General features: G+C 64.0%; 32 protein-coding genes, 4 tRNA genes and 1 pseudogene. 23 read left to right on the forward strand and 14 right to left on the reverse strand.

Going from position 1 to position 21,721, the window contains the following annotated elements; genetic code table 11:
* Nucleotides 1-38 precede the first annotated feature (38 nt).
* On the forward strand, nt 39-371 hold the full coding sequence (locus ACIQ87_RS10815; RefSeq protein ID WP_402404689.1) for a GNAT family N-acetyltransferase: 333 nt from the start codon (nt 39-41) through the stop codon (nt 369-371).
* Here ACIQ87_RS10815 and ACIQ87_RS10820 read toward each other — a convergent pair.
* The 13 genes from ACIQ87_RS10820 to ACIQ87_RS10880 all read right to left on the reverse strand — a co-directional run bounded on the left by ACIQ87_RS10820 (nt 356) and on the right by ACIQ87_RS10880 (nt 7,909).
* Nucleotides 356-739, reverse strand: a complete 384-nt coding sequence (locus tag ACIQ87_RS10820; RefSeq protein ID WP_402404692.1) for a hypothetical protein — start codon at nt 737-739, stop codon at nt 356-358. The genes ACIQ87_RS10815 and ACIQ87_RS10820 overlap by 16 nt on opposite strands.
* Nucleotides 736-1,077: a hypothetical protein gene (locus ACIQ87_RS10825; protein ID WP_402404694.1), complete on the reverse strand. Its 342-nt coding sequence runs from the start codon at nt 1,075-1,077 to the stop codon at nt 736-738. The genes ACIQ87_RS10820 and ACIQ87_RS10825 overlap by 4 nt, the downstream gene beginning before the upstream one ends.
* A complete protein-coding gene (locus ACIQ87_RS10830) occupies nt 1,074-1,355 on the reverse strand; it encodes a hypothetical protein (RefSeq protein WP_402404697.1) in 282 nt (93 codons plus the stop codon). Before ACIQ87_RS10830 ends, ACIQ87_RS10825 begins: the two co-directional genes overlap by 4 nt.
* A 394-nt stretch (nt 1,356-1,749) precedes the next feature.
* Nucleotides 1,750-2,829 carry a hypothetical protein gene (locus ACIQ87_RS10835; RefSeq protein ID WP_402404698.1) on the reverse strand — a complete coding sequence of 360 codons (1,080 nt, stop codon included), beginning with the start codon at nt 2,827-2,829 and terminating at the stop codon, nt 1,750-1,752.
* Between the two features lie 16 nt (nt 2,830-2,845).
* Nucleotides 2,846-3,406 carry a hypothetical protein gene (locus tag ACIQ87_RS10840; protein ID WP_402404701.1) on the reverse strand — a complete coding sequence of 187 codons (561 nt, stop codon included), beginning with the start codon at nt 3,404-3,406 and terminating at the stop codon, nt 2,846-2,848.
* 63 nt (nt 3,407-3,469) lie between these two features.
* On the reverse strand, nt 3,470-4,921 hold the full coding sequence (locus ACIQ87_RS10845; protein ID WP_402404703.1) for a phage portal protein: 1,452 nt from the start codon (nt 4,919-4,921) through the stop codon (nt 3,470-3,472).
* 25 nt (nt 4,922-4,946) lie between these two features.
* Nucleotides 4,947-6,014, reverse strand: coding sequence for a hypothetical protein (locus tag ACIQ87_RS10850; RefSeq protein ID WP_402404706.1), 1,068 nt, complete (start codon nt 6,012-6,014; stop codon nt 4,947-4,949).
* Complete coding sequence (locus tag ACIQ87_RS10855; RefSeq protein ID WP_402404708.1) at nt 5,932-6,558, reverse strand: hypothetical protein; 627 nt, start codon at nt 6,556-6,558, stop codon at nt 5,932-5,934. Before ACIQ87_RS10855 ends, ACIQ87_RS10850 begins: the two co-directional genes overlap by 83 nt.
* Nucleotides 6,559-6,573: 15 nt before the next feature.
* Nucleotides 6,574-7,014 carry a hypothetical protein gene (locus ACIQ87_RS10860; RefSeq protein WP_402404710.1) on the reverse strand — a complete coding sequence of 147 codons (441 nt, stop codon included), beginning with the start codon at nt 7,012-7,014 and terminating at the stop codon, nt 6,574-6,576.
* Nucleotides 7,015-7,066: 52 nt separating this feature from the next.
* Nucleotides 7,067-7,139, reverse strand: a tRNA-Ala gene (locus ACIQ87_RS10865).
* A gap of 56 nt (nt 7,140-7,195) precedes the next feature.
* Nucleotides 7,196-7,272: transfer RNA gene (locus ACIQ87_RS10870), tRNA-Trp, on the reverse strand.
* A gap of 31 nt (nt 7,273-7,303) precedes the next feature.
* Nucleotides 7,304-7,377: transfer RNA gene (locus tag ACIQ87_RS10875), tRNA-Ile, on the reverse strand.
* Between the two features lie 10 nt (nt 7,378-7,387).
* Nucleotides 7,388-7,909 carry an HNH endonuclease gene (locus tag ACIQ87_RS10880; RefSeq protein WP_402404713.1) on the reverse strand — a complete coding sequence of 174 codons (522 nt, stop codon included), beginning with the start codon at nt 7,907-7,909 and terminating at the stop codon, nt 7,388-7,390.
* A 336-nt stretch (nt 7,910-8,245) separates the two neighbouring features.
* On the opposite strand from ACIQ87_RS10880, the gene ACIQ87_RS10885 reads away from it, so the two are divergent.
* The 21 genes and pseudogenes from ACIQ87_RS10885 (at nt 8,246) to ACIQ87_RS10985 (ending at nt 19,762) form a co-directional block, all read left to right on the forward strand.
* A complete protein-coding gene (locus tag ACIQ87_RS10885) occupies nt 8,246-8,584 on the forward strand; it encodes a hypothetical protein (protein WP_402404716.1) in 339 nt (112 codons plus the stop codon).
* A gap of 220 nt (nt 8,585-8,804) precedes the next feature.
* Nucleotides 8,805-9,137 carry a hypothetical protein gene (locus ACIQ87_RS10890; protein ID WP_402404719.1) on the forward strand — a complete coding sequence of 111 codons (333 nt, stop codon included), beginning with the start codon at nt 8,805-8,807 and terminating at the stop codon, nt 9,135-9,137.
* Nucleotides 9,137-9,913, forward strand: coding sequence for a PD-(D/E)XK nuclease family protein (locus ACIQ87_RS10895; protein WP_402404722.1), 777 nt, complete (start codon nt 9,137-9,139; stop codon nt 9,911-9,913). Before ACIQ87_RS10890 ends, ACIQ87_RS10895 begins: the two co-directional genes overlap by 1 nt.
* A 106-nt stretch (nt 9,914-10,019) precedes the next feature.
* Entirely contained in the window at nt 10,020-10,835 is an 816-nt protein-coding gene (locus ACIQ87_RS10900; protein ID WP_402404724.1) for an AAA family ATPase, read from the forward strand.
* A 13-nt stretch (nt 10,836-10,848) separates the two neighbouring features.
* On the forward strand, nt 10,849-11,187 hold the full coding sequence (locus ACIQ87_RS10905) for a hypothetical protein (RefSeq protein WP_402404726.1): 339 nt from the start codon (nt 10,849-10,851) through the stop codon (nt 11,185-11,187).
* A 136-nt stretch (nt 11,188-11,323) separates the two neighbouring features.
* Complete coding sequence (locus tag ACIQ87_RS10910) at nt 11,324-11,617, forward strand: endonuclease VII domain-containing protein (RefSeq protein WP_402404729.1); 294 nt, start codon at nt 11,324-11,326, stop codon at nt 11,615-11,617.
* Nucleotides 11,614-11,802, forward strand: a pseudogene (locus ACIQ87_RS10915) (CHC2 zinc finger domain-containing protein); the annotation flags it as partial. The gene ACIQ87_RS10910 and the pseudogene ACIQ87_RS10915, both read left to right, overlap by 4 nt.
* A 46-nt stretch (nt 11,803-11,848) precedes the next feature.
* Nucleotides 11,849-12,517 carry a toprim domain-containing protein gene (locus tag ACIQ87_RS10920; protein ID WP_402404731.1) on the forward strand — a complete coding sequence of 223 codons (669 nt, stop codon included), beginning with the start codon at nt 11,849-11,851 and terminating at the stop codon, nt 12,515-12,517.
* 32 nt (nt 12,518-12,549) lie between these two features.
* On the forward strand, nt 12,550-12,699 hold the full coding sequence (locus ACIQ87_RS10925) for a hypothetical protein (protein ID WP_402404732.1): 150 nt from the start codon (nt 12,550-12,552) through the stop codon (nt 12,697-12,699).
* On the forward strand, nt 12,696-12,920 hold the full coding sequence (locus tag ACIQ87_RS10930; RefSeq protein ID WP_402404735.1) for a DUF3310 domain-containing protein: 225 nt from the start codon (nt 12,696-12,698) through the stop codon (nt 12,918-12,920). The genes ACIQ87_RS10925 and ACIQ87_RS10930 overlap by 4 nt, the downstream gene beginning before the upstream one ends.
* A gap of 17 nt (nt 12,921-12,937) precedes the next feature.
* Entirely contained in the window at nt 12,938-13,717 is a 780-nt protein-coding gene (locus tag ACIQ87_RS10935) for a metallophosphoesterase (RefSeq protein WP_402404738.1), read from the forward strand.
* Between the two features lie 8 nt (nt 13,718-13,725).
* On the forward strand, nt 13,726-14,280 hold the full coding sequence (locus ACIQ87_RS10940; RefSeq protein ID WP_402405133.1) for a hypothetical protein: 555 nt from the start codon (nt 13,726-13,728) through the stop codon (nt 14,278-14,280).
* The gene (locus ACIQ87_RS10945; RefSeq protein WP_402404740.1) at nt 14,277-14,486 is read left to right on the forward strand and encodes a hypothetical protein; all 210 of its coding nucleotides are present in this window, start codon (nt 14,277-14,279) and stop codon (nt 14,484-14,486) included. Before ACIQ87_RS10940 ends, ACIQ87_RS10945 begins: the two co-directional genes overlap by 4 nt.
* A gap of 13 nt (nt 14,487-14,499) precedes the next feature.
* Nucleotides 14,500-15,036: a hypothetical protein gene (locus tag ACIQ87_RS10950; RefSeq protein WP_402404743.1), complete on the forward strand. Its 537-nt coding sequence runs from the start codon at nt 14,500-14,502 to the stop codon at nt 15,034-15,036.
* 69 nt (nt 15,037-15,105) lie between these two features.
* Nucleotides 15,106-15,246: a hypothetical protein gene (locus ACIQ87_RS10955; RefSeq protein ID WP_402404745.1), complete on the forward strand. Its 141-nt coding sequence runs from the start codon at nt 15,106-15,108 to the stop codon at nt 15,244-15,246.
* Nucleotides 15,246-15,425 carry a hypothetical protein gene (locus tag ACIQ87_RS10960; RefSeq protein ID WP_402404748.1) on the forward strand — a complete coding sequence of 60 codons (180 nt, stop codon included), beginning with the start codon at nt 15,246-15,248 and terminating at the stop codon, nt 15,423-15,425. Before ACIQ87_RS10955 ends, ACIQ87_RS10960 begins: the two co-directional genes overlap by 1 nt.
* Before the next feature lie 72 nt (nt 15,426-15,497).
* Complete coding sequence (locus ACIQ87_RS10965; RefSeq protein WP_402404750.1) at nt 15,498-17,231, forward strand: DNA polymerase; 1,734 nt, start codon at nt 15,498-15,500, stop codon at nt 17,229-17,231.
* A gap of 136 nt (nt 17,232-17,367) precedes the next feature.
* Nucleotides 17,368-17,613, forward strand: coding sequence for a hypothetical protein (locus tag ACIQ87_RS10970; RefSeq protein WP_402404753.1), 246 nt, complete (start codon nt 17,368-17,370; stop codon nt 17,611-17,613).
* A 10-nt stretch (nt 17,614-17,623) separates the two neighbouring features.
* A complete protein-coding gene (locus tag ACIQ87_RS10975; RefSeq protein WP_402405136.1) occupies nt 17,624-17,776 on the forward strand; it encodes a helix-turn-helix domain-containing protein in 153 nt (50 codons plus the stop codon).
* A gap of 142 nt (nt 17,777-17,918) precedes the next feature.
* Nucleotides 17,919-18,473, forward strand: coding sequence for a helix-turn-helix domain-containing protein (locus ACIQ87_RS10980; protein ID WP_402404756.1), 555 nt, complete (start codon nt 17,919-17,921; stop codon nt 18,471-18,473).
* Between the two features lie 44 nt (nt 18,474-18,517).
* Complete coding sequence (locus ACIQ87_RS10985) at nt 18,518-19,762, forward strand: tyrosine-type recombinase/integrase (protein ID WP_402404759.1); 1,245 nt, start codon at nt 18,518-18,520, stop codon at nt 19,760-19,762.
* A gap of 86 nt (nt 19,763-19,848) precedes the next feature.
* Here the strand turns inward: ACIQ87_RS10985 and ACIQ87_RS10990 are convergent.
* A tRNA-Leu gene (locus tag ACIQ87_RS10990) sits at nt 19,849-19,933 on the reverse strand.
* A 291-nt stretch (nt 19,934-20,224) separates the two neighbouring features.
* Between ACIQ87_RS10990 and ACIQ87_RS10995 the strand changes: the two genes are divergently transcribed.
* The gene (locus tag ACIQ87_RS10995) at nt 20,225-21,556 is read left to right on the forward strand and encodes a M20/M25/M40 family metallo-hydrolase (RefSeq protein ID WP_392914098.1); all 1,332 of its coding nucleotides are present in this window, start codon (nt 20,225-20,227) and stop codon (nt 21,554-21,556) included.
* Nucleotides 21,557-21,721 lie beyond the last annotated feature (165 nt).

The raw sequence follows: 21,721 nt of genomic DNA on the forward strand, positions 1-21,721 counted from the left end.
CCCCGGAACGTTGGGGCATGGGAAGTAGGCTGGCGTCCATGAAGAGTGCTTATGTGAATCACCAGGGAAAGGCCTACGCGTCACTGCTGTGTGACCCGGACTCGGGCGCCGTAGCGATCCTCACGGAAATCCGGGTTGATCCCGACTTTCAAGGGAGGGGATGGGGGCGCGAGCTGCTGAAGGAGATCACCACTGCGGCCGACGAAGACGAGGTGGTGTTGATGCTTTCCGTCGAACCGGGGCCGGAAGGGTTGAACTCCGAGGAGTTGACGGCCTGGTACTCCCGGTACGGGTGGGAACCCGTCACCAACACGGAGACTGGCGAGGTCGAGCCCGATGTCCTGTGCAGGATGCCTCAGGCCACGACGTAGAAGACCGCGATCTCGCCGCCGTACATGTGCTCTCGGCTCACGCTGTCTGGGTAATAGCGGGGCCGGGAGACCTCGGCGACGTCGAGCACCAAGGCGCCGCCGGCCTCCTGGCCGGGCAGCCTCTCAAGGAGGGCCTGGCGGACGAGGAGCGCGAGGCGTTTAGCCTCTGCGCGGTCCTCGGCGTACACGTCGTACTCTATGTCGGCCCGGTCCATCCGGTCCCGGACCAGGCGGTGACCGCCTGATTCAGCGAGGTAGACGGTGGTCTCGCCGGCCTCGCGGCCGACCAGGTCGCCGGTGACGGAGCCGTGCGGCAAGTCGGGCAGTGAACTCAGGTACTCCCAGACGACGGTGACGGGATCAATCATTCAATCCTCGCCTTCTCCAGGGCGGCCTTCAGGAAGAGGCGGGCGGGGTGCCGGCGGCCCTTGCGGTCCTTCCAGCCGCGTTCCTGGAGCATCGCATGACGAACCTCGTGCTCGGCCTCGATGATCACCTGGCCGTACCAGGTGTCATACAGGGTGATCAGGGCCTCGATGTTCCTCTTGATCGAGTTCCAGTTGGCCTTGTGGGAGGCCTTCGGAGCCGACTTGATGGCCAACTCGGCGATGCGAGCAACGTGGTACTCCACCAGGTCCCGGACCTGCGGGGTAGACAGCACCTCGCGTTCCCAGCCGGCGATCATCCGAAGTGTCACCTTGCTCATCGCCTGACCCTCACCGCCTTCACCGTCACGTGGGGAAGCCGGCCGCCCGACCAGCGGGCCGGCTCGTCCTCGACCTGGTACTTGATCCCGCGCACCGTGATGCGATCCGCGGAGTCGACATCAGCGGAAGGTGGGAGATAGACGAGCACCCGGTCGACCGTGGTCTCCCGCTCAGGGGAACGAACGGTGTACGACTTGCCGGGCTGGACCGAGGCAAGCCCCGACCAGACGCGTTCGGCCCGGTCCCAGTCGCGCCGGCTGGTGTATGCATCCGGCACCAGGGTGGCACGCCAGATCTCTATGGGCTCGGTGTGTCGGATGGCGACACCTCCCGGGCCAGGGGAACAGAGGCGAGGGAGCGCCGGTAGCGACGCAGGGAGGCCTTGGCCGCCTCGGAGAGGCCGAAGACGGTGGCGGCAGCCGAGAACTGCACCTCCAGCTCACCCGTTCTCTCGGCGACCACCCCGGGAGTTACCGCAAGCCAGCGGATCACCTCATGGCAGGTGATCGCCCGGAATGAGGCCGGAGGGGCAAACCTGTCCCAACTCCCATTGCAGTACTCGGAGATGAGCGCTGATACGTCGTCCAGCAGGGCTTCGACACGGGGCTGTTCGTCCGCCTGGACGGGCCGCCCGAGGCGGGCGGCCACATCCTCCAGAGTGGCGAAGCGCATTACTTCGTGGCCGGCGGGGTGGTGACCGTGGCGTTATGGGCCTTGATCTCGGCCTCGACACCCTGAGCAACGAGCAGCTGCTCGGGACGACACACCTTCGCGTCGTACAGGATGCGGCTCTTCACCGCGCCCGTGAACTTCTTCTCGGGCCGGTAGGCCTCCATCTCCGCGAACGGAACGACGACGGAAACAGCCGAGGTCGAACCCATGAAGAGGTCGACCGCCTTGAACTTCTCGTTACCCTTGCGGATCACCGGGGAGTTCGGACGGGCGTGGCTACCGAGCGCGTTGGCGACGATCACGGGCAGGCCGAGGATCGTGCCGATCTGGCCGGAGGCCACGACGGAGCCGGAACCACCGTGCTGGCTGGCGTCAATGAACTTCGGGTCGCGCAGCAGCAGGGAACGCATCCGCGGGGAGATGAACAGCCAACGATCCTGCGGCGCGCTACGGGTGTCCAGGACTTCCAGCATCGAGACGACGTAGTCGTAGACGCTCAGGTGCTCCTTGGCGTCCCGGCCGGTGTCGGCCGCCTGGACGGTGGAGATCGGACCGAGCTCAAGGTTCGGCAGGCCGGAGACGGTGGCGTTGCGGTCCTCCGAGCCGTTCAGATCCCTGCCGGCCAGTCCCGCGAGCAGGGTGAGGGCCACCAGCTCATCGATGGCGAGGGCCGAGGCGCGGGCGCGCTGGGCGACCAGGTTGGACATCAGGTCGATACCGGCCTTGGTCTGGAGCTGGTGAATGGAGTCGATCTCCAGGTGGAAGCTGGAGCCCTTGGCGACGACCATCTTCATGTACTCCAGCGCCGCGTGGTCCGCGGTGCCGATCTCGCCGTAGGCCTTCACAATCCCCTTGTCGGAAACCGTGTTGTCCACGAAGTGCGGGATGCGGACGACGTCGCCCTCGCGCCGGAACTCGCCCTCGTAGTCCCGATTGGTGAAGGGAGAGGCGCTGAGGACCAGGTTCTCTTCGAGGTCGGACAGAAGCTGTGCTGTCCAGACCTCGGGAATGAAATGACCGGTGGTGGTCTGGTACTTGCCGGCACCCGGGTTGTTGCCGGGCTGGGAATAGAAGCTCAAACGGGTACCTAACGTTTCAGAGGGCGCCGCGCATCAGCGCGTCGAGCAGGCCGGCCTTGCGGGCTTCCTGGATTTCCTTGGGGGTCATGCGGGACAGGTCACCGCGGGACAGCTGGCCGGCGGCCGGGCCGCCCTGGCGGCCGAGACCGAGGTTCTGGGCGTAGACCGGCTTGCCGTCGGTTCGGCTCTTGACGAACTCACCGACCAGGTCCTTGTTGACCTTGCCGTCCTGGTCGAGGAACTGGTTCAGGTCGGTGAAGCGGAGGTCACCGATCTCGATGCCGGCCTTGGCGGCCTCCGAGGTGATCGCGGCCTCAACCAACTGCGGCCCCATCTCGGCGAGGACGGCCGTACGGGTGTCGGCCCGGACCTTCTCCGAGGCCTTCTCGGCCTCGGTCATCCGCTCCTGGCGGAGCGCGTCCAGCTCACTGGATGTGTCGTTCCAGCGCTTCTCATTGGTGCGGGAAAGGGCCCTCCACTTGTCGACCTCGGCCTGAAGCTGCTCAATGGTCGGCAGGGTCTGGCCGGTGGCCGGAGGCTGACCCTCCGGGGTCGAGTCCGGGGGATTGGCAGTCATGGGCTACTCCATTCGTCAGAGAGAGAAAAGGCCCCATTTCGGGGCCGGTATGTTCGGGGCGGGTCAGGCCTTCACGGGGTTGAGCTTCCGTGCGGTGTTGCCGGAATTGCCCTGCGGGGGCTTCGTCGCCGCCTTCTTGGCGTCAAGAGCAGCCGCATCGTGCTGCGGCTGGAGAGGACGCGGGTACTTCCTGGCCAATTCCATTTCGGCCTTGGCCTCGTCCTCGCGCATCTGCTTGAACCGTGCGATCTGCTGCGGCGTGTAGCCTGCATCAGAAAGGAGCTGGTCCATGGGGACGCCGATCATCTTCAGTTTCAGCAGGGCGTCCATGTGCTGAGCTTCCGTACGGTTTTCCGGGTCACGCCAAATGACCTCGGCGCCCCAGGCTTCTGCCCGCTTGTCCGCGAGAACCTTGAAGCAGAGACGCATGACGCGCTCCCAGGATTCCCCGAAATGGAGCATGCGCTCACGTGTCTTGGCAATGAGGCCGGCCTCGGCAGCTGTGATGCTTTCGCCGGACGGGACAACGCCGCCGTTCAGGAAGTAGTGGAACGGGATTCGGCTGGTACTGGCCATGTGCTGGACCAGCATGTCCGTTAGCTTGACGTAGTTGCCGAGGTCGGCGGCATCGAACTGGCCGAATTTTGCCTGGGGGTCCTCGGCCTGGAGAAGCTTGTCGACGGCGACCTTGAACGGTTCCACAGGGTTACCCGCGGCATCTTCCATGACCTCAAGGCCGGTCACGTACTTCTGAGGCCAGGCCGCGAACTCGGAGGCAAGCAGCGCATCCGAAACAACCTTGTTCGTGGCATCCTGGAGCGGGATTACCGAGGCCAGGTCGGAGAAGGGGTTGCTGGTCAGCCGGGACCGGTTGTTGAGCGGCACCACCGGGACTTCCCCGAGCGGATTTTTCTCCGACGAGACGGCGCCCTCGGCCCAGCCGAAGGTGCCCGCTTGCCAGGTGTAGATCCGGTCAGGGAGCCAGAGGGTTGCCCATTCTCGGCCCCAGTCGTCCGAGAAGAATTTCGCGGCCGCATCAAGCTGCCGGCGGGAACCCGGTTTGTACTGCACGACCAGGTGTTCCGCCGACTCCATGGTGATCGTCGGTCGGCCGTCCTCGCCCGCCCAGACCACGGCGTAGGCGGAGCCCTGGACCATGGCGTCCAGGTGGCCGGCGTTGGCCTCGGCGTCCATGAAATTTCGCTGCCAGATGTCCCGGGCGTCCTTGTCGGCGTCCGGTTCGTCAGTCATGCGGAACCCGTCGATGGACATTCGCTCATTGACGGAGTCGATGATCAGGCCGCAGAAATTGTCCCGCCACTTCTCGAAGACGTGGCCGAACTCGTTGATGTGCCGGGCCTGGGCAAAAGCCAGCCGCTGGTGGTTTCCGTCGTAATAGTCGGAGTAGAACCGGAACGTCGGCCGGTCCCGGACCAGCTTGCTCTGGAGATAGCTAAGCCACTCACGCGGGGTGGTCGGTGCGAAACCGATTCCCGGTATCGAAAGTCCTGGCAATAAGACCCCTCTCTCTGCGGGGTCTTCAGAACCCGACTACGCGTTTGCGCTTAATCTGCAATCGACCATCGGCAATGGCATCTGCGCGGGCCTCGAAGGCCAAAATCGCGCAGACCGCGAGGTCCACCTTCTTCTTGGATCGGGGGCTGTCCTTGGTGATGAGAGTGCCCTGCGGAACCTCTCGGGTCACGGCATTCAGAATGTGCCGCGTCAGATCCTCGTCTCCCCCGTGGGAGAGATCCTGGACGGCAACCGCGGAACTGAATCGCTCGGTTGCTTGGACCATGCGGGTAGGCCGGTTCGTCCAGTACTCGAAAACCCGGTCGTCGCCGTGTTCAATCGACCAACGACCGATGGCCTCCTGCCAATACGGCGGGTCGGCGTACATCCACTCGACCCGGTAATCCCGGAAGGCTCGACCAATGGCGGCCTCGACCGCCAGGACGTCAACCTCCCAATCCGGTTGGTTCGGATCTCGTGGATTCTCCTGAAGGTGGATCGTGAAGAGCCGGCCGTCCCGAAGGCGGCAGCCGACAATCCCGGTTGCGTCCCCTCGGAGGGAACCATCGAAGCCGATGGCGATCTGGTCACCGGGGCGAATCGGGTCATCCTCGGTGAAGCACGCCGACCAGGAGTCCTTGGAGATCCAGCCGTCCGCATTCTCCTGAATCCTGTTCAGATAGAACCGGTAGGCAACCGCCGGGGGAGTACGGGGGTCCTGAATCGCATCGGCGATGCCGTCGACATCGACCCAGAACGAATCACCATAAGCATCACGGACCGCCGCGACGACCCGTTCCCGGTCCTTGAAGTCGATTTCTCCAAGGGCCTCGACGCAGTCGTAGAGGAGACGGCCGGCACCCGCCAGGACGGCTTCATGCGTCCGCTGGGCAATGCTGTTCTCATTGGGGTTGTAGGCGTTGGTCGTCTCGATGAGGCGACTGCCCGCACCCGCGGTCTTCTGGACGTTGCGGTCCAGGGTCTCCCAGACGTAGACACCCTGATTGGATTCAATCCAGTGGTGTACCTCGTCGCAAACTACGAAGACATGGCCCGGCCCCCGACAGGAACGTTTCTGCCGGGGGCCGAGCAAAGGTGGGCCTCGCCCCCTCAAGACCGCGAGAAGAGGACGTTACGGGCTCAATACGTCCGGGGCGCCCGTCCTTGAACTGGATGAGCCCCTTGCCGATCTCGATGCCGTATTCGGCCTCGGCAGGGGATTCCGCGAGCATGCCGCGGATCATGTCCCGCGTATTCGCAGTCTGATCGAGGGAAGTGGCGGCGATCTGGACCAGCGGCAGCGGAACGCGCTTGCCGACCGGCATTCCGTTGGAATCGAAATGACTGAACCGGCAGGGCCCGATAAATTCAACGATGCAGAGCGCGGCGAGGAGGGGGGTCTTGCCCCAGCCCTTGGCACGTCGAAGCGCTGCGGACCGGTAAAGCCACCTCCCCTTGTCGTCAATCGCGTACATCCAGAGGACGAAGCGGAGCTGCTCGGGGGAGAAGCGGAAGGGCCGGCCGGCGTTCTCGCCGTCCGGCTGGAGGATGTATCGCTGGGCCCACCGGATGATCTGGTAGCCGAGGGAGCGGGAGGGGTGCGGGACACCTGAGGGGATGTTGCCGGTCTGCGGCACCCAACCACCCCCTGTTCAGCTGTCCTGCTGTTCCTCGCTCAGGAGCCGGAACAACTCCTCGTCCAGGTCGTACGCCTCGGCCGGCGCCTGGTCGGCATCCTGGTCCTGGTCCTGGTCCTGGTCCTCGATCCTCATCCGGAGCCTGCTCCGGTCCTCGGTCGTCGCACCCCACTTGGCCGTTCGCTGTCGGATCTCGCCCGCGTGCCGGAGGTCGCCCTGGTACAGAGCGTCAACAAGCTTGGTGGTGATCTCCAGCTCAGCCCAGTCGGTCTCAATCCATGTGGCCGTCTGGGGTGCCTCAGCCCAGGTCTTCCAGAACCGTTTGGCCCCGGCCGTCTTGATGCCGAGGCCGCGGGGGAGTTCCCGGCCAGGCTGAGCGCCGGCTGTCAGCTCCTGGGCGTGCGGGTGCTTGTTCCTCCGGATCGCGTTCGGCTTCGGCTGCGGCCCTCGGGTCACTGGCCACCTCCGGGAACGACGAAGCCCGCCACGAGGGCGGGCAGTTGATGTGTGTGCTGGACCGGATTCGAACCGGTGCTTCCTCCCTGCACGGGAGGAGTCCTAGGCCGCTGGACGACCAGCACCGCCCCTCCGTCACCTGATCAGGGAGAACTTCGGGGACCTGCGGGAGCGACCCGCATGGCACAGGTGGAGGGAATCGAACCCCCGCTCACGGCTTTGGAGACCGCTGCTCTCTACCAACTGAGCTACACCTGCAAAACCCGTGTTACGCGGCACGGGGACCTCGTCCGGACGGCAGGAGTTGAACCTGCGGCCTCTCCCTTATCAGGGGAGCGCTCTCACCACCTGAGCTACGTCCAGTTGGACCGCTTCAGCGGCCCCGGTAGGTCTTCATCCTGTGGCACAGTCGGCAGAGGGTCCACAGGTTTTCGAGCTCCCAGCCACCGCCCTGGGCGACCGGGAGGAGGTGATCGACCTCCAGTTCCTCACGAACCCCGCAACGCTGGCAGCGCCACCGGTCGCGGGTGAGCACCCGGACGCGGCGGGACGACCAGTCGCTCGGCCGGCCAGCGTTGCGGGCCGAGGTCCGGTCCCAGGACCGGCGGAGCTGGTGGTCGGTGCACCGTCCGTCCCGAGCCGTCCGGGAGGTACACCCGCTCACCAGACAGATAGATGCGGCTCTGGGCAGGGTCACCTCCCGATGGTCTGTGGCCCCGGCCGGATGCTGTTCTGGCAGCCGGGGCCGTTCCCTGGACCTCAACCTCGGAAAGATTGAAATCTCTACTACAAGGGGGTCAAAACAGGGCGCTTGGTTGGTTTCTGGCCTCTTGGTGTAGACCAAGGTAAATTTTAATGAGAAGTTTGAGACTTTTTCTCTTGTTTGTTCTCTCACTAAAGACGTATGTGTCCCCGTAGACGGCTCCAGGACGCGATCTGTTGAAGTGAGACGCGGGTCACATTGATTGGCCGAACAGACTTTCGATCCAGCTAAAACTTGCCGCGAGGGAGGGCCTGCTGTACGGTGTCAGCGTCAGTAGGCGCATAGATCCTTGGCGGGCGGCGAGAAAGGGACCCGATGGCAAAGCTCCCTAGCGACGCCGAACTTTCAAAGCTCCATGTGCTAGGTTTCACAGATTCTGAAATTGGGGCACGATACGGGGCAACCAAGCAAGCCGTTAGCGATAGGTTTCGCAAGATGGGCCTGCGACGTACCCGGCACCTTGAGGATGTGAACGAAGTTCTGGCCGAACTCTGGCCGGGCGTTCACGGCAATGGGCATCACAATCGTTCTCCCATTCAGATGCTCAGAGTCTGGATGAGACACCAGCAGGGTGACGAGCTGAGCGATCGCCAGGTCAGGGCTGCGATTAACTTTGAACGTCGAATCCGACTGGGCAATGAAGTGCTCGTCTACCTGCCGGAGTCTGAGGCCGGATTTAGATTCGACCAACGATTGCCATCGGATGGCGATCTTGTCGTTCGATGGCCTGATGATCGGCCGACTCCGAGCGTGCGCGCAGTTGAGATGCTCGCGCTACCCCCAGAGGACGAAAAGCCGACTGCTTGACGGTTGGCGTCAGACACTGCGGGCCCCGTTGACATGGGGCCCGCTTTGTGTTTCCTGACGCCTCATTAACTGACGCACCGTAAGTTTGCGGGATCGATGGATGGTTGTAGTGATTACGGCCACACTTGTCGCGAGGGATTGTCAGTGCGCCGTGAGATAAATTGATGGCTGCTGCGCAGCTACTGCACTACTCTGCGTGGTCGAACGAAGGAGGGGGCCAATGTCCAGCATGACCCTGTCGCGCAGTAACGCGAGTGCGATGGGCGCGACCGGAGCTTCGATCGCGGTTCACACGATCCGAACTGACAACCTCCTGATGCTCCACCACACCATGGAGTCGGGGGCTGAGTACTGGGACATTGCGTATGCAAGCAACTGCGGCGACGACGATGTCATGGAGCTGGTCGACCTGGAGGCCTTGCTTCTCCAGCGGTATGGGCGCCGGCTGGACGAGCTTGTAGTTGAACGCCTGAACGTTGCCCGTCCCCACCCGCGATTTGCGGGAAGCTCAGCCTTCACATATGTCCGTATTGACCCGAGTAAGGTGGTTTGATGGATATTGGCAAGATGCCTCGCAGTGTGAGTCAGGTGGAGCAGTACGAGAAGTGCGGCCATCAGTACTACCTGCGACGGGTCGAGAAGGTTCTCCCGCTGCCGGCGGCCTGGTCGATGCACGGCACCGCAATGCATTCCGCGGCCGAGGCCATCGAGCGATCCGGGCGACAGATGGGGGTCGAGGAAGCTGTGCAGCTGTTCTCGGATGAGTACGCAGCTGCCATCAACGCGGCTCTAGAACAGGAGCCCGATACGGACCGCTGGTTGGCGGCCTCCGGCTCAGGTGCTGCCGACATCGAACGGCGATACGTCCTTGGCCAAGAACAGACGCGGCGGTACTGGGAGTGGGCCCATGAACATCGGCCGGCAATCTGGTCGACGGCCACCGGTGAACCCGGCCTGGAACTCGGCTTTGAGGTCGAGATCGGGGGCGTGACTGTTCGTGGCTTCATCGACCAGGTTCTTCGGGAAGACGCCAGCACGGCAAGGGTGCGGGACATCAAGACGGGGTCGACCAAGAGCAAGTTTCAGCTGGAGGCCTACGGCGTCGCGCTCCAGTTGGAGTACAACGTGCAGGTGGTTGCGGGTGACTGGTACCTTGCCCAAAAGGGTGGGCTGTCTAGACCATTGGACCTGAGCAAGACGGACGTCAATGTGATCGGTGAGCGCTTCGCAACCATGGACTCTGGAGTCAGGGCCGGCGACTTCCCGGCGAGGCCCGGCTTCCTGTGCCGTTTTTGTGACGTGAAGCACAAGTGCTCTTTTTTTCGATAAAAACTTGTCGCGAGGGAGTCTGGCTGCTAGTTTTCCATTCACGGGGTGAGCCCGTGGCTAGCGGGCACTTTTTTTTGAGGCAAAACTTGTCGCGAGGGAGGTTGAGATGTACTCTCTGACGCAGTCCGTGGACATCAGGGGGGCAGCGGGTGAACCGATCCCGCACCCGTTCAAGGGACTCAGTCAACTCGAAGTCGAGTTCAGGCGCGGCGAGTTCAGCCTGGCAGCTGCGGGCCCTGGCACCGGTAAGAGCTTGTTCGCGTTGAACCTGGCGCTCGACGGCAACGTGCCGGCCCTTTACTTTTCAGCTGACTCCGGCGCGGCAACGCAGCTCAGCAGGGCTACGGCCATCATCACCGGGTCCGACGTGAGAGAGGTCAAAAGGCGGCTTCTTGAGGACGACTTCGAGGAGTACGCGGAAGTCCTCGGGAAGCGCTGGTGGGTGCGGTTCGTCTATGAGGCTCGGCCAACCCTGGCAGACCTTGAGGTCACCCTCGCGGCGTACTTCGAGGTTTTCGGATGCTACCCACATCTGATCGTCATCGACAACATCACCAATGTGGATGTAGGCGATGTGGGGGACGCCGAGTCGTTCACGTTCTCTCTGGAGGGATTGTGTGAGTACCTCTCCGAGATGGCTCGGGAAACCGGGGCTCATTGCCTGGCTCTACACCATGTAACTGGGGAGCACTCGGACGGCACAAGGCCGATCCCGCTGAGTGGGGTAAAGGGCAAGATCGGCCGAGTCCCTTCGGTGATCCTGACCATCCACAAGGAGATCGATGGAATGGACGGGAGGCTCCTGCACATCAGCCCGGTGAAAAACCGTGAGGGATTCGAGGATTCCTCCGGCCAGACCTACAGCAGTTATGAACTTGACCGCGTCAGCATGCGCCTTGTGCCGGCCGACGCATCATTCTGAGGGGGATTCATTCATGAACGCGTGCGGCTACACCATCGACCGAGAGATCGTGGACGTGCTCCTCGACCAGGAGCCGACCATCACGGCCGAGGCGATCCGAGAGGCAGGCGGGGGCCTGGTCGCCGTCGTCCTCACCGTGGAAGACCGCCGCCGGCTCCGGCTTCGGCGCCTGGCGAAGGATCTGCTCCGGCTCGGCAATAGCTTCCAGGTCGCGGCGATCTCGATCCGCGGAGACGAGGGAGAGCGTGATTGGGCGGTCGTCCCGCTCACCTATCTCCAAGGCCTCGCCCGGGATCTGACCGACCTCCAGCAGCAGCTCTACCTTGAGGCGGTGCTGCGGAAGCGTGGCTGAACCACGCAAGGGCTACCGACTGTGCACAGCCTGTGGAAAGAGTCGGGCTGACCGCTTCTTCGTGGGACTCCGAGGCCGCATCTGCTCGACCTGCAAGCGGGGCCGGCGGAGATCGGCGGCCCGGAATTCGCGCCTGGTGGCCACCTACGGCCTGACCTCCGAGGAGTACAACCTGCTCCTGGCCGCCCAGGACGGCCGGTGTGCGATCTGCCGGGAGACCCGACGGACGAACCTGGCCGTGGACCACTGCCACCGCACCGAAGCCATCCGGGGCCTGCTCTGCAACCGCTGCAACGGGCAACTGCTCGCCCGAGGGGCGCGGGATCGCCCCGAAGTCCTCCGGAGAGCAGCTGACTACCTGGAGAACTTTCCGGCCTGGCAGGTGTTGGGGCCCCGGTTCACCTTCGACAAGAGCAAGGGGGAGGAATGAAGCCGGCGATCGCGACCGTCCTGGCGCACTTCTACGGCATCCAGCTCGAAGAGGGTCGGACCGGCTGGCAGAAGATCCTGTGTCCCCTGCATGCGGAGTCACACCCGAGCGCCTCCGCGAACACCGAAAAGGCTCGATGGGGGTGTTTCGTCTGTGACCTCTCAGAGGACGGAATCGATGTAATCCGGAGGGAGATGGGTATTGGGTTCAGGGAAGCGTGCGAATTCGCATGTGAACGGTTCGGTGGAAGCAGCGAAGAGCTACCACCAGCAGTACCGGGGAAGCCCCGCCGAGGCCTATATGGCCGCCCGCGGACTGGTGGAAGTGGCACCCAACTTCGGGGTGGGATTCGTCGGTTCGGCTCAAATTGGCCATGAGCGGTACCGGGGGATGCTGGCCATCCCGTACCGACGGCCGGCGGGCGGTGAACACGGGGTAGCGACCGTGCGGTTCAGATGCATCCGAGATACCTGCGTGAAGGACGAGGAAGGGAACTACTATGCCCCGAATCGCAAAGAAAAGCACGAGGGGCACGGGAAATACCAGTCCCTTCCTGGGGACAGCCCTCGGCTCTACAACACGGGTGCACTGATTATCCCCTCTCCGTACATCGTAGTGTCAGAAGGTGAATTCGACACGCAGGCATCGGAACTCGCTGGGGTGCCCTGTGTCGCAGCTCAAGGAACGGGCGCTTGGGAGCCGCATTTCAATCTGCCACTGGTCGGCTACAAGAAGGTATTCCATGTAGCCGACGGGGACGAGGCCGGAATCAAGGCGGCAGAGAAGCGAGCCGCCCAAACGCCGAACGGGGTCGTCATCGTGCTCGGCGACGATCACGACATCAATTCATTCATCCACGCCGAAGGCGTGGATTCCTACCGAAAGAAGCTCGGACTTTGATCAGTAAGTGGAAAGCCGGAGCTCGGGTGCGTGTGATCGCGGACGACCCCACCCACGGATGGCTCGGCACCATTCACGTACCGAACTACGCAGAATTCCTGCCGGCAACGTCCGTGATCCTGGACGATAATCCGGGGTCGGGGCCGGCCTTCTATGCAGATGACGAACTGGAGGCCGCGTGACAGGTGACCCGGTAGACCATCCGGACCACTACACGTGGCTGCCGGTCGAGGTCATCGAGATCACCAGGCATTTCGACTTCGTCCGCGGAAACGCACTCAAGTATCTGCTGCGGGCCGGCCGGAAGGGTGCTGCCCTTGAGGATCTCAAGAAGGCGCGGTGGTACCTCAATCATGAAATTCGACAGCTCGAAAAGGAGGAGGCTGCTTGCGGCGAATCGTAGTAATCTCTGACCTCCAGATGCCGTTTGAGGACAAGCGGGCTCTGAGGAATCTGATCCAGTTTATCGCGGAATACCAGCCCGATGAGGTCGTGCAGATCGGCGATGCAACCGACTACCCGGCTCCGTCGCGGTGGTCGGCTGGTACCGCGGCCGAGTACGACGGTGGTGTGCAACGGGATTCGTGCTACACCATCAAGAACCTGATCCAGCCGATCAGCGAGGTATTCGCCGGGCCGAAGAAGATTCTCGGCGGAAACCACGACGAGCGCCCCGAGAAGTACCTCCTGTCCCGGGCGCCGGCGCTCGGCCGAGACGATACCGCGTACAAGATGGAAAACCTGCTGGCCTTGGCTGACCATGGTTGGGAGAAGGCGCCCCCGTACTACCCGATCGCGCCTGGGTGGGTGGCTGTCCACGGGCACGAGTCGCCCGGGATGAGCCAGGTGCCGGGGGCAACCGCGAGGCTCAAGGCCGTTAAGGCTGGAACGAGCGTGATCATGGGTCACACTCACCGACTGGCCATTTCGCCCCACACCACCGGCCACAACGGGCGGTTGACCACGATCTACGGATTCGAGGTTGGACACCTGATGGACGTTCGACAGGCCGGATACCTGCGGAACGGTCCGGCCAACTGGCAGAGCGGATTCGGTCTGCTTTACGCCGGGAAGTACTCGGCCACGCCGCAGGCCATTCCGGTGGAACGGGATGGGTCCTTTGTGGTCGAGGGCCAGCGATATGGGGAGATCAAGCGGGCGGGCGGAAAGTTCGCACCACGAAAGGGGGAGGCTGCCTAGTGGCAGAAATGAACTGGGAGAAGGTCAATGAGATCTCCCGCAAGGTGGCTGGCGAGCTGGCCCGGAAGTGGCCGGTGGTCGAGGTCGATGACGTCCACCAGGAAATCATGCTCCACATGATGGAACAGCGGAGCCACCTGGAACAGCGGGCCGACGACTCCGATTTCCTGCGACAGGTGGCTTGGAGGGCCGCCAAGTCCTACGCCTCTCGCGAGCAGATGCAGAAGGACCTGATGGACGGCCAGTACTTCTACACGCCGGATGAGGTCCGGATGACGCTGAAGTCCTTCGTCTACACGGATGAGGAAATCGGAGAGATGATTGGCAGGAAGGATGATCTCACCCAGTGCCGGATTTCGGACAACATCACGAGTGCTCGGATTGATGCCGGAGCGGCCATGCGGAAGCTGAAGCCCGAATACCGGGAGGCCATCACCCGGACCTACATCTACGGCCTGCCGCCGGCCTCGTCGGGCGAGTCCAAGACCGCTCAGCGCGGTGTCGACGCCCTGGCCGTCGCGATGAACTCCCACATCCGCAGCAAGGCGAGGGCTGGCCGGTGACCGAGACCCGCAAGCAGTACACCCGGGTAGCCGACGCCGCCGAGTTCGCGGCCACTGTGATCTACGACGACAAGCCCGACAGCCAGACCTACCTGATGATCTCGGCTCAGTCCGGGGTCCTGGAGGTCCTGCTGACCGACACGGACGTCCGGGCCCTGGTCCGGATGCTGTCCGAGGCCGAGTACGCCACCCCCGCCCCGTTCTAAGGAGCCCCCCAACTTGAACTACCCCGACCCGTTCGACGAGCGGAGCCCGTGGGACGAGCCATCGTCCCCGGCCGCGAATTCCCCTATCCCCAACGCCCAGGAGGCGCCCGTGACCCAGACCCCGACCGCAGTCACCAGCTCTGCCCCGTTCAAGATCGGATTCACGCTCAAGGCCGCCGGGGGCTTCGAAGCCGAATGGCTGACCCCTACCGTGTGGGGGCACACCGCACAGGAGACCGCGGAGCGTGGTGTCGAGCTGCTGACCGCGCTGAAGGCGACCGGACTGATCGACCTCACCGCCAAGGCTGCCCAGTACACCCGGGATCAGCACAAGGGCAGTGGCGGCACTCCCGCTGCGACGCAGAAGCGGTTCGAGGGTGGTCGGGTGGTCAGCAAGCCGCCGGCTGGCCTGGGTGACGACCAGTGCGAGCACGGCCGAAAGCTCGTCGACAAGGGCACTTGGAGCGCGATGTTCTGCCAGGCCCCGAACAAGGCCGCACAGTGCGCCCCGCTGTGGAAGCAGGACGACGGCTCGTTCAAGGCCAAGTAAGAGGGATTCCCCGTGAGCTCGGGGGCCGGGCAGAGGCCCGGCCCCCTCTTCTATCCCCCAAGGAGTTCTGTGCTCAAGGCATTTGCCGCCGCCGTGGCCGTACTCGCACTGCTGATGTCATCCCTCTGGATCTGGTCGTCGGCCCCCTGCTCGCTGTGGTCCTGGTCCCGCGTCGGCGACATGCCGGCCCGCTGCCTGCTGGAGCGCTGATGGGTGCTGACGAGTACCTGGTTGAGGGCTTGGACAACGGTGGCGTGGTCCTGACGCATGCGCCCTGCGATGGCCTCGCCGCGGCCGGCGGCTGCTACTGCTGCGACGACAACACCGTGACCCTGGCTCAACTGGTCGAAGCCAGCGAACTGCACTCCTGCGAGGAGGAGCCGACTTAGGAGAAACCCATTCAGGTCATCACCTATCGAATCAAACGACAGCAGGTCCGAATAAACGTCTGCGAAGACGTCATGGATCTCTGGGAATTCATCGACTTCGTTCACGCCAACCCAGTTCTGGGGTACGACACCGAGACCACCGGCCTCAACTGGTGGGACTGGGATCGGGAGTTCCGGTGTCGGCTCGCCCAGTTCGGAAACGCCGTGGAGTCCTGGGTGCTCCCGGTTGAGATCGACCCGGAGTTCGCTGAGGCTGCTGCCTGGGCTCTGCGGACAGCTCGCCGGGTCATCGCCCACAACGCCAATTTCGATGCACACGTGGCCGAGGTCGCATTTGGGGTCACTCTGGAGGAACTGGCCCCGCGACTTCTCTGCACCAAGATTTCTGCCCACCTTGTTGATCCTCGGGCCGTCAAGGAGCACGGACCCGGCCTGAAGCTGGAGGAGTTGACCAAGTACTACATCTCGGCCGAGCTGGCTACCAAGGTCAAGGGCTCCATGACCCAAATCGCCAAACGCTACCGGGTCAAGAAGGAGGAGATCTGGTCTCGGGTCTGGACGTTCGATGAGGAATACCTCCTCTACGCGGGCATGGACCCCGTTCTCGCCTATCGGCTATTCCACATCCTTTACCCGTTGATCCCGCTCCGGTCGAAACGCAAGGGGCTTTTCGGCTGGGAACACCGCTTGGCCTTCGTCATGGCGCTGGTCGAACGGACCGGTTACCTGGTGGACGAGGAGTATGCCAAGGCTCGAATAGCGGAGCTGCTGGCCGAGGAAGAGAAGTGGGAGGCGGTTGCCCGCAGCTTCGGCGTAGAAAACGTCAACTCGAATCAGCAGCTCATCGAAGCCTTCCAGGGGTTCGGCTTCAAGCTGACGAAGAGGACCGGCAAGGGGAACCTTGCCATGGATGCGGAAGTCCTGGACAGCATCGGGCACCCTCTTGCCGAGGCAGTCAAGAAGGCGTCGAAGGCCGGAAAGTGGCGGGCCACCTGGTTTGAAAATGCATTGAAGGGGCGGGATTCGCAAGGGCGGGTGCACGCCTCGATCAATTCCGTCGGTGCCAGGACGGCACGCATGTCAATTTCCGGCAGCATCGCGGCGCAGACATTCCCCGCCGGAGACGGGTACGTGCGGCATATGTTTCTGGCGGAAGAAGGCCATGTCACCGTCTCCATTGACTACGCCAATATGGAACTCCGGTTTCTGGCAGCGGAGTCTGGTGATCCAGTCATGATCGACGCATTCGAGCATGAAAAAGACCTGCACCAGATCACGGCTGATGCTGCTGAGGTGTCTCGGAAGGTCGGGAAGATGGCTAATTTCCTGACGGTATTCGGCGGAGGGCCCAGGGCCCTGGCCCAACAGGCCGGCATCAGTCAGACGGTCGCTAAGAGGACGCTCGACGCCTTCAACTCGACCTATGCCCGGGTCGGCGAGCTGGCCGAAAAGCTCTCAGAGAAGGCCCGCAAGTTCGGTCACATTTTTACCGTCACCGGCCGGAGGCTGCCCGTCGACCGTGGGCGTGCATACGCGGCCCAGAACTATTTTGTGCAGAGCGGGAGCCGGGATATTACTGTCCGAGGAGTTCTGGAACTGCATAAGGCTGGGTTCACCCCCTGGATTCGACTCGTGATTCATGACGAGATCGTTTTTTCGTTCCCGAGAGAACGGGCCGAGGAACTGACCAAGCAGGCCGCCGAAATCATGGGATTCACCGTCCGCGGCGTCCAGGTGCCGGCCGAAGGCGAGATCGGAGAAAGGAGCTGGGGAAGCGTGCTCGACAAGGAAGGGAGCAAGCACTGATCGAAGAATCCGACCTGGAGCTACAAGACTGCGAATGGTGTCAGAACTACGATTCGCACGGGCTCTTTGACATCGATGACGGTGAGGCCGGCCTGTGCTGGCTGTGTGCTGAGAACCTCGGAGTAAGGGACTGCGAATGAGCGAGAAGAGCGAGAACGAGAACTTCACCGAGCTGCTGGCCGGCCTGGAGGACCAGTTCGGCAAGGCCCTCCTGGTGCAGCGCGCCGAGACCGCCGTCTTGGTCGCAGAGTTCTCCGGGGCGGTCTACCGGGCGGCAGTGAGTAGCGGCGTGCCGGCGGACCTGGCGCAGGCCATGGCGGCCGGTTACTGGGACCTGGAGATGGGCGAGGCCTCTCCTCAGGATGAAGCGGAGGAGGAGTAAGTTGGACCGGATGCTGAGCGTGGATGACGTGGCCTCCTTTCTGCGGAAGCCGCGGTCGTGGGTCTATGGCAACTGGCGCCAGCAGCGCATCCCTTTCAAGAGGGTGGGCAACCAGCTCCGCTGCCGGCCTGTCGACCTGGAGACGTGGCTCGACAGCCTCTGACAGAGGAAGGGGCCGCCCCTGCGGGCGGCCCCTTGGCGCGGGCGCCCAGGGAAGTGAACGAGATGCGACATGTTCAGAAGAGTGACGTGCGCCACATAGGCGAACTTACGGCAGTGAGTTCAAGATGATCTAAGGTCATGGCATGACCTCAGGAACGAGCGAGCCGCACGTGCGGATGGACGTCGGCGGCGAGCTGGTGTGGCAGGCCGATTACGGGCCTTGGCGCGTGGAAGCCCGGCTTCCGGCCGGCGGCGAGCCGTTCGTCGGACCGTCCAAGCTGACCATCAGCCTGTCCGTTGGCGCGGCATCCGGTGTAGCCGACCGGGTTGCTCAGGCGCGGGAGACGGACGGTATCCCCGCCAGCCTGCTGCGGCAGATCCCGCTGGCGGAGATCAAGGCCCAGGCCCGTGCCGTGCTGGCGCAGGGGCAGAGTCGGGAGTCGGACGAGCCGTGGCCGGTGCCGGCGCGCTGCCGGACCGAACTGGACTACGTCCTCCTGGTGGCTGAGCTGGTTCGAATGAGGGCGACGGGAACCACGGCGCCTCAGCAGTCCCTTGCGGACCGTCTGGGGATCGGCAAGGCAACCCTGTCGGAGCGAGTGAAGCGAGCCAGGGCACTCGATCTGTGGGACGGGAAGCAGCTGACGGACAAGGCGTCAGCTCTGCTTGTCGAGTGGAAGAAAGAACGAGAGGGGTAGTAGAGGCAGTGGCAAAGCGCGGTAACGGGCTCGGGGGGACTCCAGTGGAGATCCCCCGCAAGGGCCGACCGAACACCTGGGGTGTCCGTACGCCCCACCACTTCAACCCCGCCACCGGCCGGAAGGATCGGTACTGGATAGGCCGGGACTACAAGAACAAGACCGAGGCCGAGAAGGCGCTCAGCAAGTGGATCGCTGACTTTGACGAAGGAGACCTCACCCCTCGATCGGACATGACCATGGGACAGCTCATGGACCGGTGGCTGAAGCAGCACCGAGGCGAGGACACCACGAAGCAGGGGTATGAGCCGAAGGTGCGACTGCACATCAAGCCGCATCTTGGCTCCGTGAAGGTGGTGGAAGTCACCGATGATCGGCTGAACGACTTCTATCGGATGCTGGAGACGACCCCCAGCCCGACGAACGGCGGGAAGCCACTGGGGCCGAAGAGCGTCCGCCACATCCACAACGCGATCTCGGCGGCCTTCGAGACCGTCACCGGTCCTCGGAAGCTGTTGAAGGCCAACCCGGCCCACACGGCGAACCCTCCGACCGAGCGGCAGATCAAAGCCGCGGAGCCCACCTTCCCGACTCTGAATGACGCGGAGACGGCTCACTTCCTCGGTGAGATATGGAAGCCCTGTGGTAACCGGGCCTGTGATGCCGGCCTCACCCATCACTGCCTTCGGGACGCCCCGCTGTGGACCTCCTACGCGGCAACCTCGTGCCGTCGAAGCGAGGTGCTGGGATGGATGTGGGACCTTATCGATTGGGACACGGGAGCCATCAAGCTCCGGTGGGTGGTGGTCGAGGAAGGCAACTCGTACCGGCTGCGGAAGCTCACGAAGGACGGTGACGACGATGCAGTGATCTACGTTGATCAGGCCTTGTTGAACGTCCTCAAGTGGCAGAAGGCCCGGCAGGATGCGGAGAGGGCCCTTCTCGGGACCGCGTGGGTTGATCACGGGCTCGTATTCGCCAGGGACGGGTTCAAGCTCCAGAAGGCTGCCAAGGCCGGTGGGCCGCAGGACCCGGAGAAGGTGTCCGCTCGGTGGCGGACGGCGAGGGCTCGGATGAACCTGCCGGAGGACTTCCGGCTGCACGATTGGCGAGGATCGAAGATCACGAACGACCTCGACAACAAGGAGAACCCGGTAGAGGTCTCCGCCAACGCACGGCACCACTCGCCGGGCTACACAATGGCCCGGTACGGGCGTCGGCGCCCCGAGGGCGCCATCAAGCTGGCCGCTTCGAGTGCCAGCCGCATTGGTCTCGCGACCCTGGTCTGACCAAGATCATCTCTGTTGGTCACGCCGTTGGTCACGCGAGTGCCTAAAAAAGCAAAAAACCCTTGATAAACAAGGGTCTCTGCCGGTGTCCGAGGGGGGACTTGAACCCCCACGCCCGATAAAGGGCACTAGCACCTCAAGCTAGCGCGTCTGCCATTCCGCCACCCGGACCGGGTGTCGTCCTCGCGGCTTCCGATCTCTCGTCCGTCGCGCTGACAGATGTAACTGTAGCAAAGATCGGCTTGGGGTCCCAAAACGGTTCCCGGAGGACCGGCAGGGCCGGTGGCGGGGGCAAGGGGAGGCGTGTGGCGGGGGCGTGACCAGGGGGTTTCGGGAACGTGCGGGGGCTGGATCGGGATCGGGGGCTGGGGGAGGATGGGCGGACGTGCTCGTACGGCCCGGGTGCAGGTCCCGGGGGTGGCGCGCTGGTGCGTCGGTGCGGGCCCAAGACGAGGAGTGACCGTGAGCGAGCGGAGCGAGTCGGCGGCCCCGAAGGTGACGGCTGAGTCGGAGGTCGCCGAGATCTGTCGCGATCTGATCCGGATCGACACCAGCAACTACGGGGACGGCTCCGGGCCGGGCGAGCGGAAGGCCGCCGAGTACGTGGCCGAACAGCTCGCCGAGTTCGGGCTGGAGCCGAAGATCTTCGAGTCGGCCAAGGGGCGGGCCTCCACCGTGGTCCGGATCGAGGGCGAGGACCGCTCCCGTCCGGGCCTGCTGATCCACGGCCACACCGACGTGGTGCCGGCCAACGCCGCGGACTGGACGTACGACCCGTTCGGCGGCGAGATCGCGGACGGCTGCGTCTGGGGGCGCGGCGCGGTCGACATGAAGGACATGGACGCGATGACCCTGGCGGTCATCCGCGACCGGCTGCGCACCGGGCGCAAGCCCCCGCGCGACATCGTGCTGGCCTTCCTCGCCGACGAGGAGGCCGGCGGCACCTACGGGGCGCGCTTCCTGGTGGACAAGCACCCGGGGCTGTTCGAGGGCGTGACCGAGGCGATCGGCGAGGTCGGCGGCTTCTCCTTCACGGTCAACGACCAGGTCCGCCTCTACCTGGTGGAGACGGCCGAGAAGGGAATGCACTGGATGCGCCTGACGGTCGAGGGCCGGGCCGGCCACGGCTCGATGGAGAACGACGACAACGCGATCACCGAGCTGTGCGAGGCGGTCGCCCGGCTCGGCCGGCACCAGTTCCCGCTGCGGATCACCAAGACCGTCCGGGCTTTCCTGGACGAGCTGTCGGACGCGCTCGGGGTCGAGCTGGACCCGGAGAACATGGACGAGACGCTGCGCGTGCTCGGCGGCATCGCCAAGATGATCGGCACCACGCTGCGCAACACCGCCCAGCCGACCATGCTCGGCGCGGGCTACAAGGTGAACGTGATCCCCGGTCAGGCCACCGCGCACGTGGACGGGCGCTTCCTGCCCGGCTACGAGGAGGAGTTCCTGGCCGAGCTGGACAGCGTGCTCGGTCCGCGCGTGAAGCGCGAGAGCCTGCACTCGGACAAGGCGATCGAGACCGGCTTCGACGGTGCGCTCGTCGAGGCGATGCAGACCGCGCTGCGCGCCGAGGACCCGATCGCCCGCGCGGTGCCGTACTGCCTGTCGGGCGGGACGGACGCCAAGTCCTTCCAGGACCTGGGCATCCGCTGCTTCGGCTTCGCGCCGCTCCAGCTGCCGCCGGAGCTGGACTTCGCCGGGATGTTCCACGGGGTGGACGAGCGGGTGCCGGTGGACGGCCTGAAGTTCGGCGCCCGGGTGCTGGACCGCTTCATCGACGCCTGCTGAGCGCGTGCCGGATGCCCTGCTGACGGCACTGCCGGAGGCCTGATCAGGCGACTGGGTCGGCCCGTTCCCGGAGCTTCGGGAGCGGGCCGACCGCATTGTCGGAGCTGATGATTGTGGGACGGGAAGCAGAAGATCGACAGAAGCGATTCTGCTGGGAATTCCAAG

Origin of the sequence: Kitasatospora sp. NPDC096204 (assembly GCF_044763205.1) — a bacterium.
Lineage (GTDB): Bacteria > Actinomycetota > Actinomycetes > Streptomycetales > Streptomycetaceae > Kitasatospora.

Excerpts from the sequence above, each read along its gene's own strand:
- ACIQ87_RS10900 (WP_402404724.1), top strand. The coding sequence starts at position 10,020 with ATGTACTCTCTGACGCAGTCCGTGGACATCAGGGGGGCAGCGGGTGAA.
- ACIQ87_RS10895 (WP_402404722.1), top strand. The coding sequence starts at position 9,137 with ATGGATATTGGCAAGATGCCTCGCAGTGTGAGTCAGGTGGAGCAGTAC.
- ACIQ87_RS10960 (WP_402404748.1), top strand. The coding sequence starts at position 15,246 with ATGGGTGCTGACGAGTACCTGGTTGAGGGCTTGGACAACGGTGGCGTG.
- ACIQ87_RS10905 (WP_402404726.1), top strand. The coding sequence starts at position 10,849 with ATGAACGCGTGCGGCTACACCATCGACCGAGAGATCGTGGACGTGCTC.
- ACIQ87_RS10970 (WP_402404753.1), top strand. The coding sequence starts at position 17,368 with ATGAGCGAGAAGAGCGAGAACGAGAACTTCACCGAGCTGCTGGCCGGC.
- ACIQ87_RS10820 (WP_402404692.1), bottom strand. The coding sequence starts at position 739 with ATGATTGATCCCGTCACCGTCGTCTGGGAGTACCTGAGTTCACTGCCC.
- ACIQ87_RS10965 (WP_402404750.1), top strand. The coding sequence starts at position 15,498 with ATGGATCTCTGGGAATTCATCGACTTCGTTCACGCCAACCCAGTTCTG.
- ACIQ87_RS10975 (WP_402405136.1), top strand. The coding sequence starts at position 17,624 with ATGCTGAGCGTGGATGACGTGGCCTCCTTTCTGCGGAAGCCGCGGTCG.
- ACIQ87_RS10935 (WP_402404738.1), top strand. The coding sequence starts at position 12,938 with ATGCCGTTTGAGGACAAGCGGGCTCTGAGGAATCTGATCCAGTTTATC.
- ACIQ87_RS10825 (WP_402404694.1), bottom strand. The coding sequence starts at position 1,077 with ATGAGCAAGGTGACACTTCGGATGATCGCCGGCTGGGAACGCGAGGTG.
- ACIQ87_RS10890 (WP_402404719.1), top strand. The coding sequence starts at position 8,805 with ATGTCCAGCATGACCCTGTCGCGCAGTAACGCGAGTGCGATGGGCGCG.
- ACIQ87_RS10815 (WP_402404689.1), top strand. The coding sequence starts at position 39 with ATGAAGAGTGCTTATGTGAATCACCAGGGAAAGGCCTACGCGTCACTG.
- ACIQ87_RS10940 (WP_402405133.1), top strand. The coding sequence starts at position 13,726 with ATGAACTGGGAGAAGGTCAATGAGATCTCCCGCAAGGTGGCTGGCGAG.
- ACIQ87_RS10980 (WP_402404756.1), top strand. The coding sequence starts at position 17,919 with ATGACCTCAGGAACGAGCGAGCCGCACGTGCGGATGGACGTCGGCGGC.
- ACIQ87_RS10840 (WP_402404701.1), bottom strand. The coding sequence starts at position 3,406 with ATGACTGCCAATCCCCCGGACTCGACCCCGGAGGGTCAGCCTCCGGCC.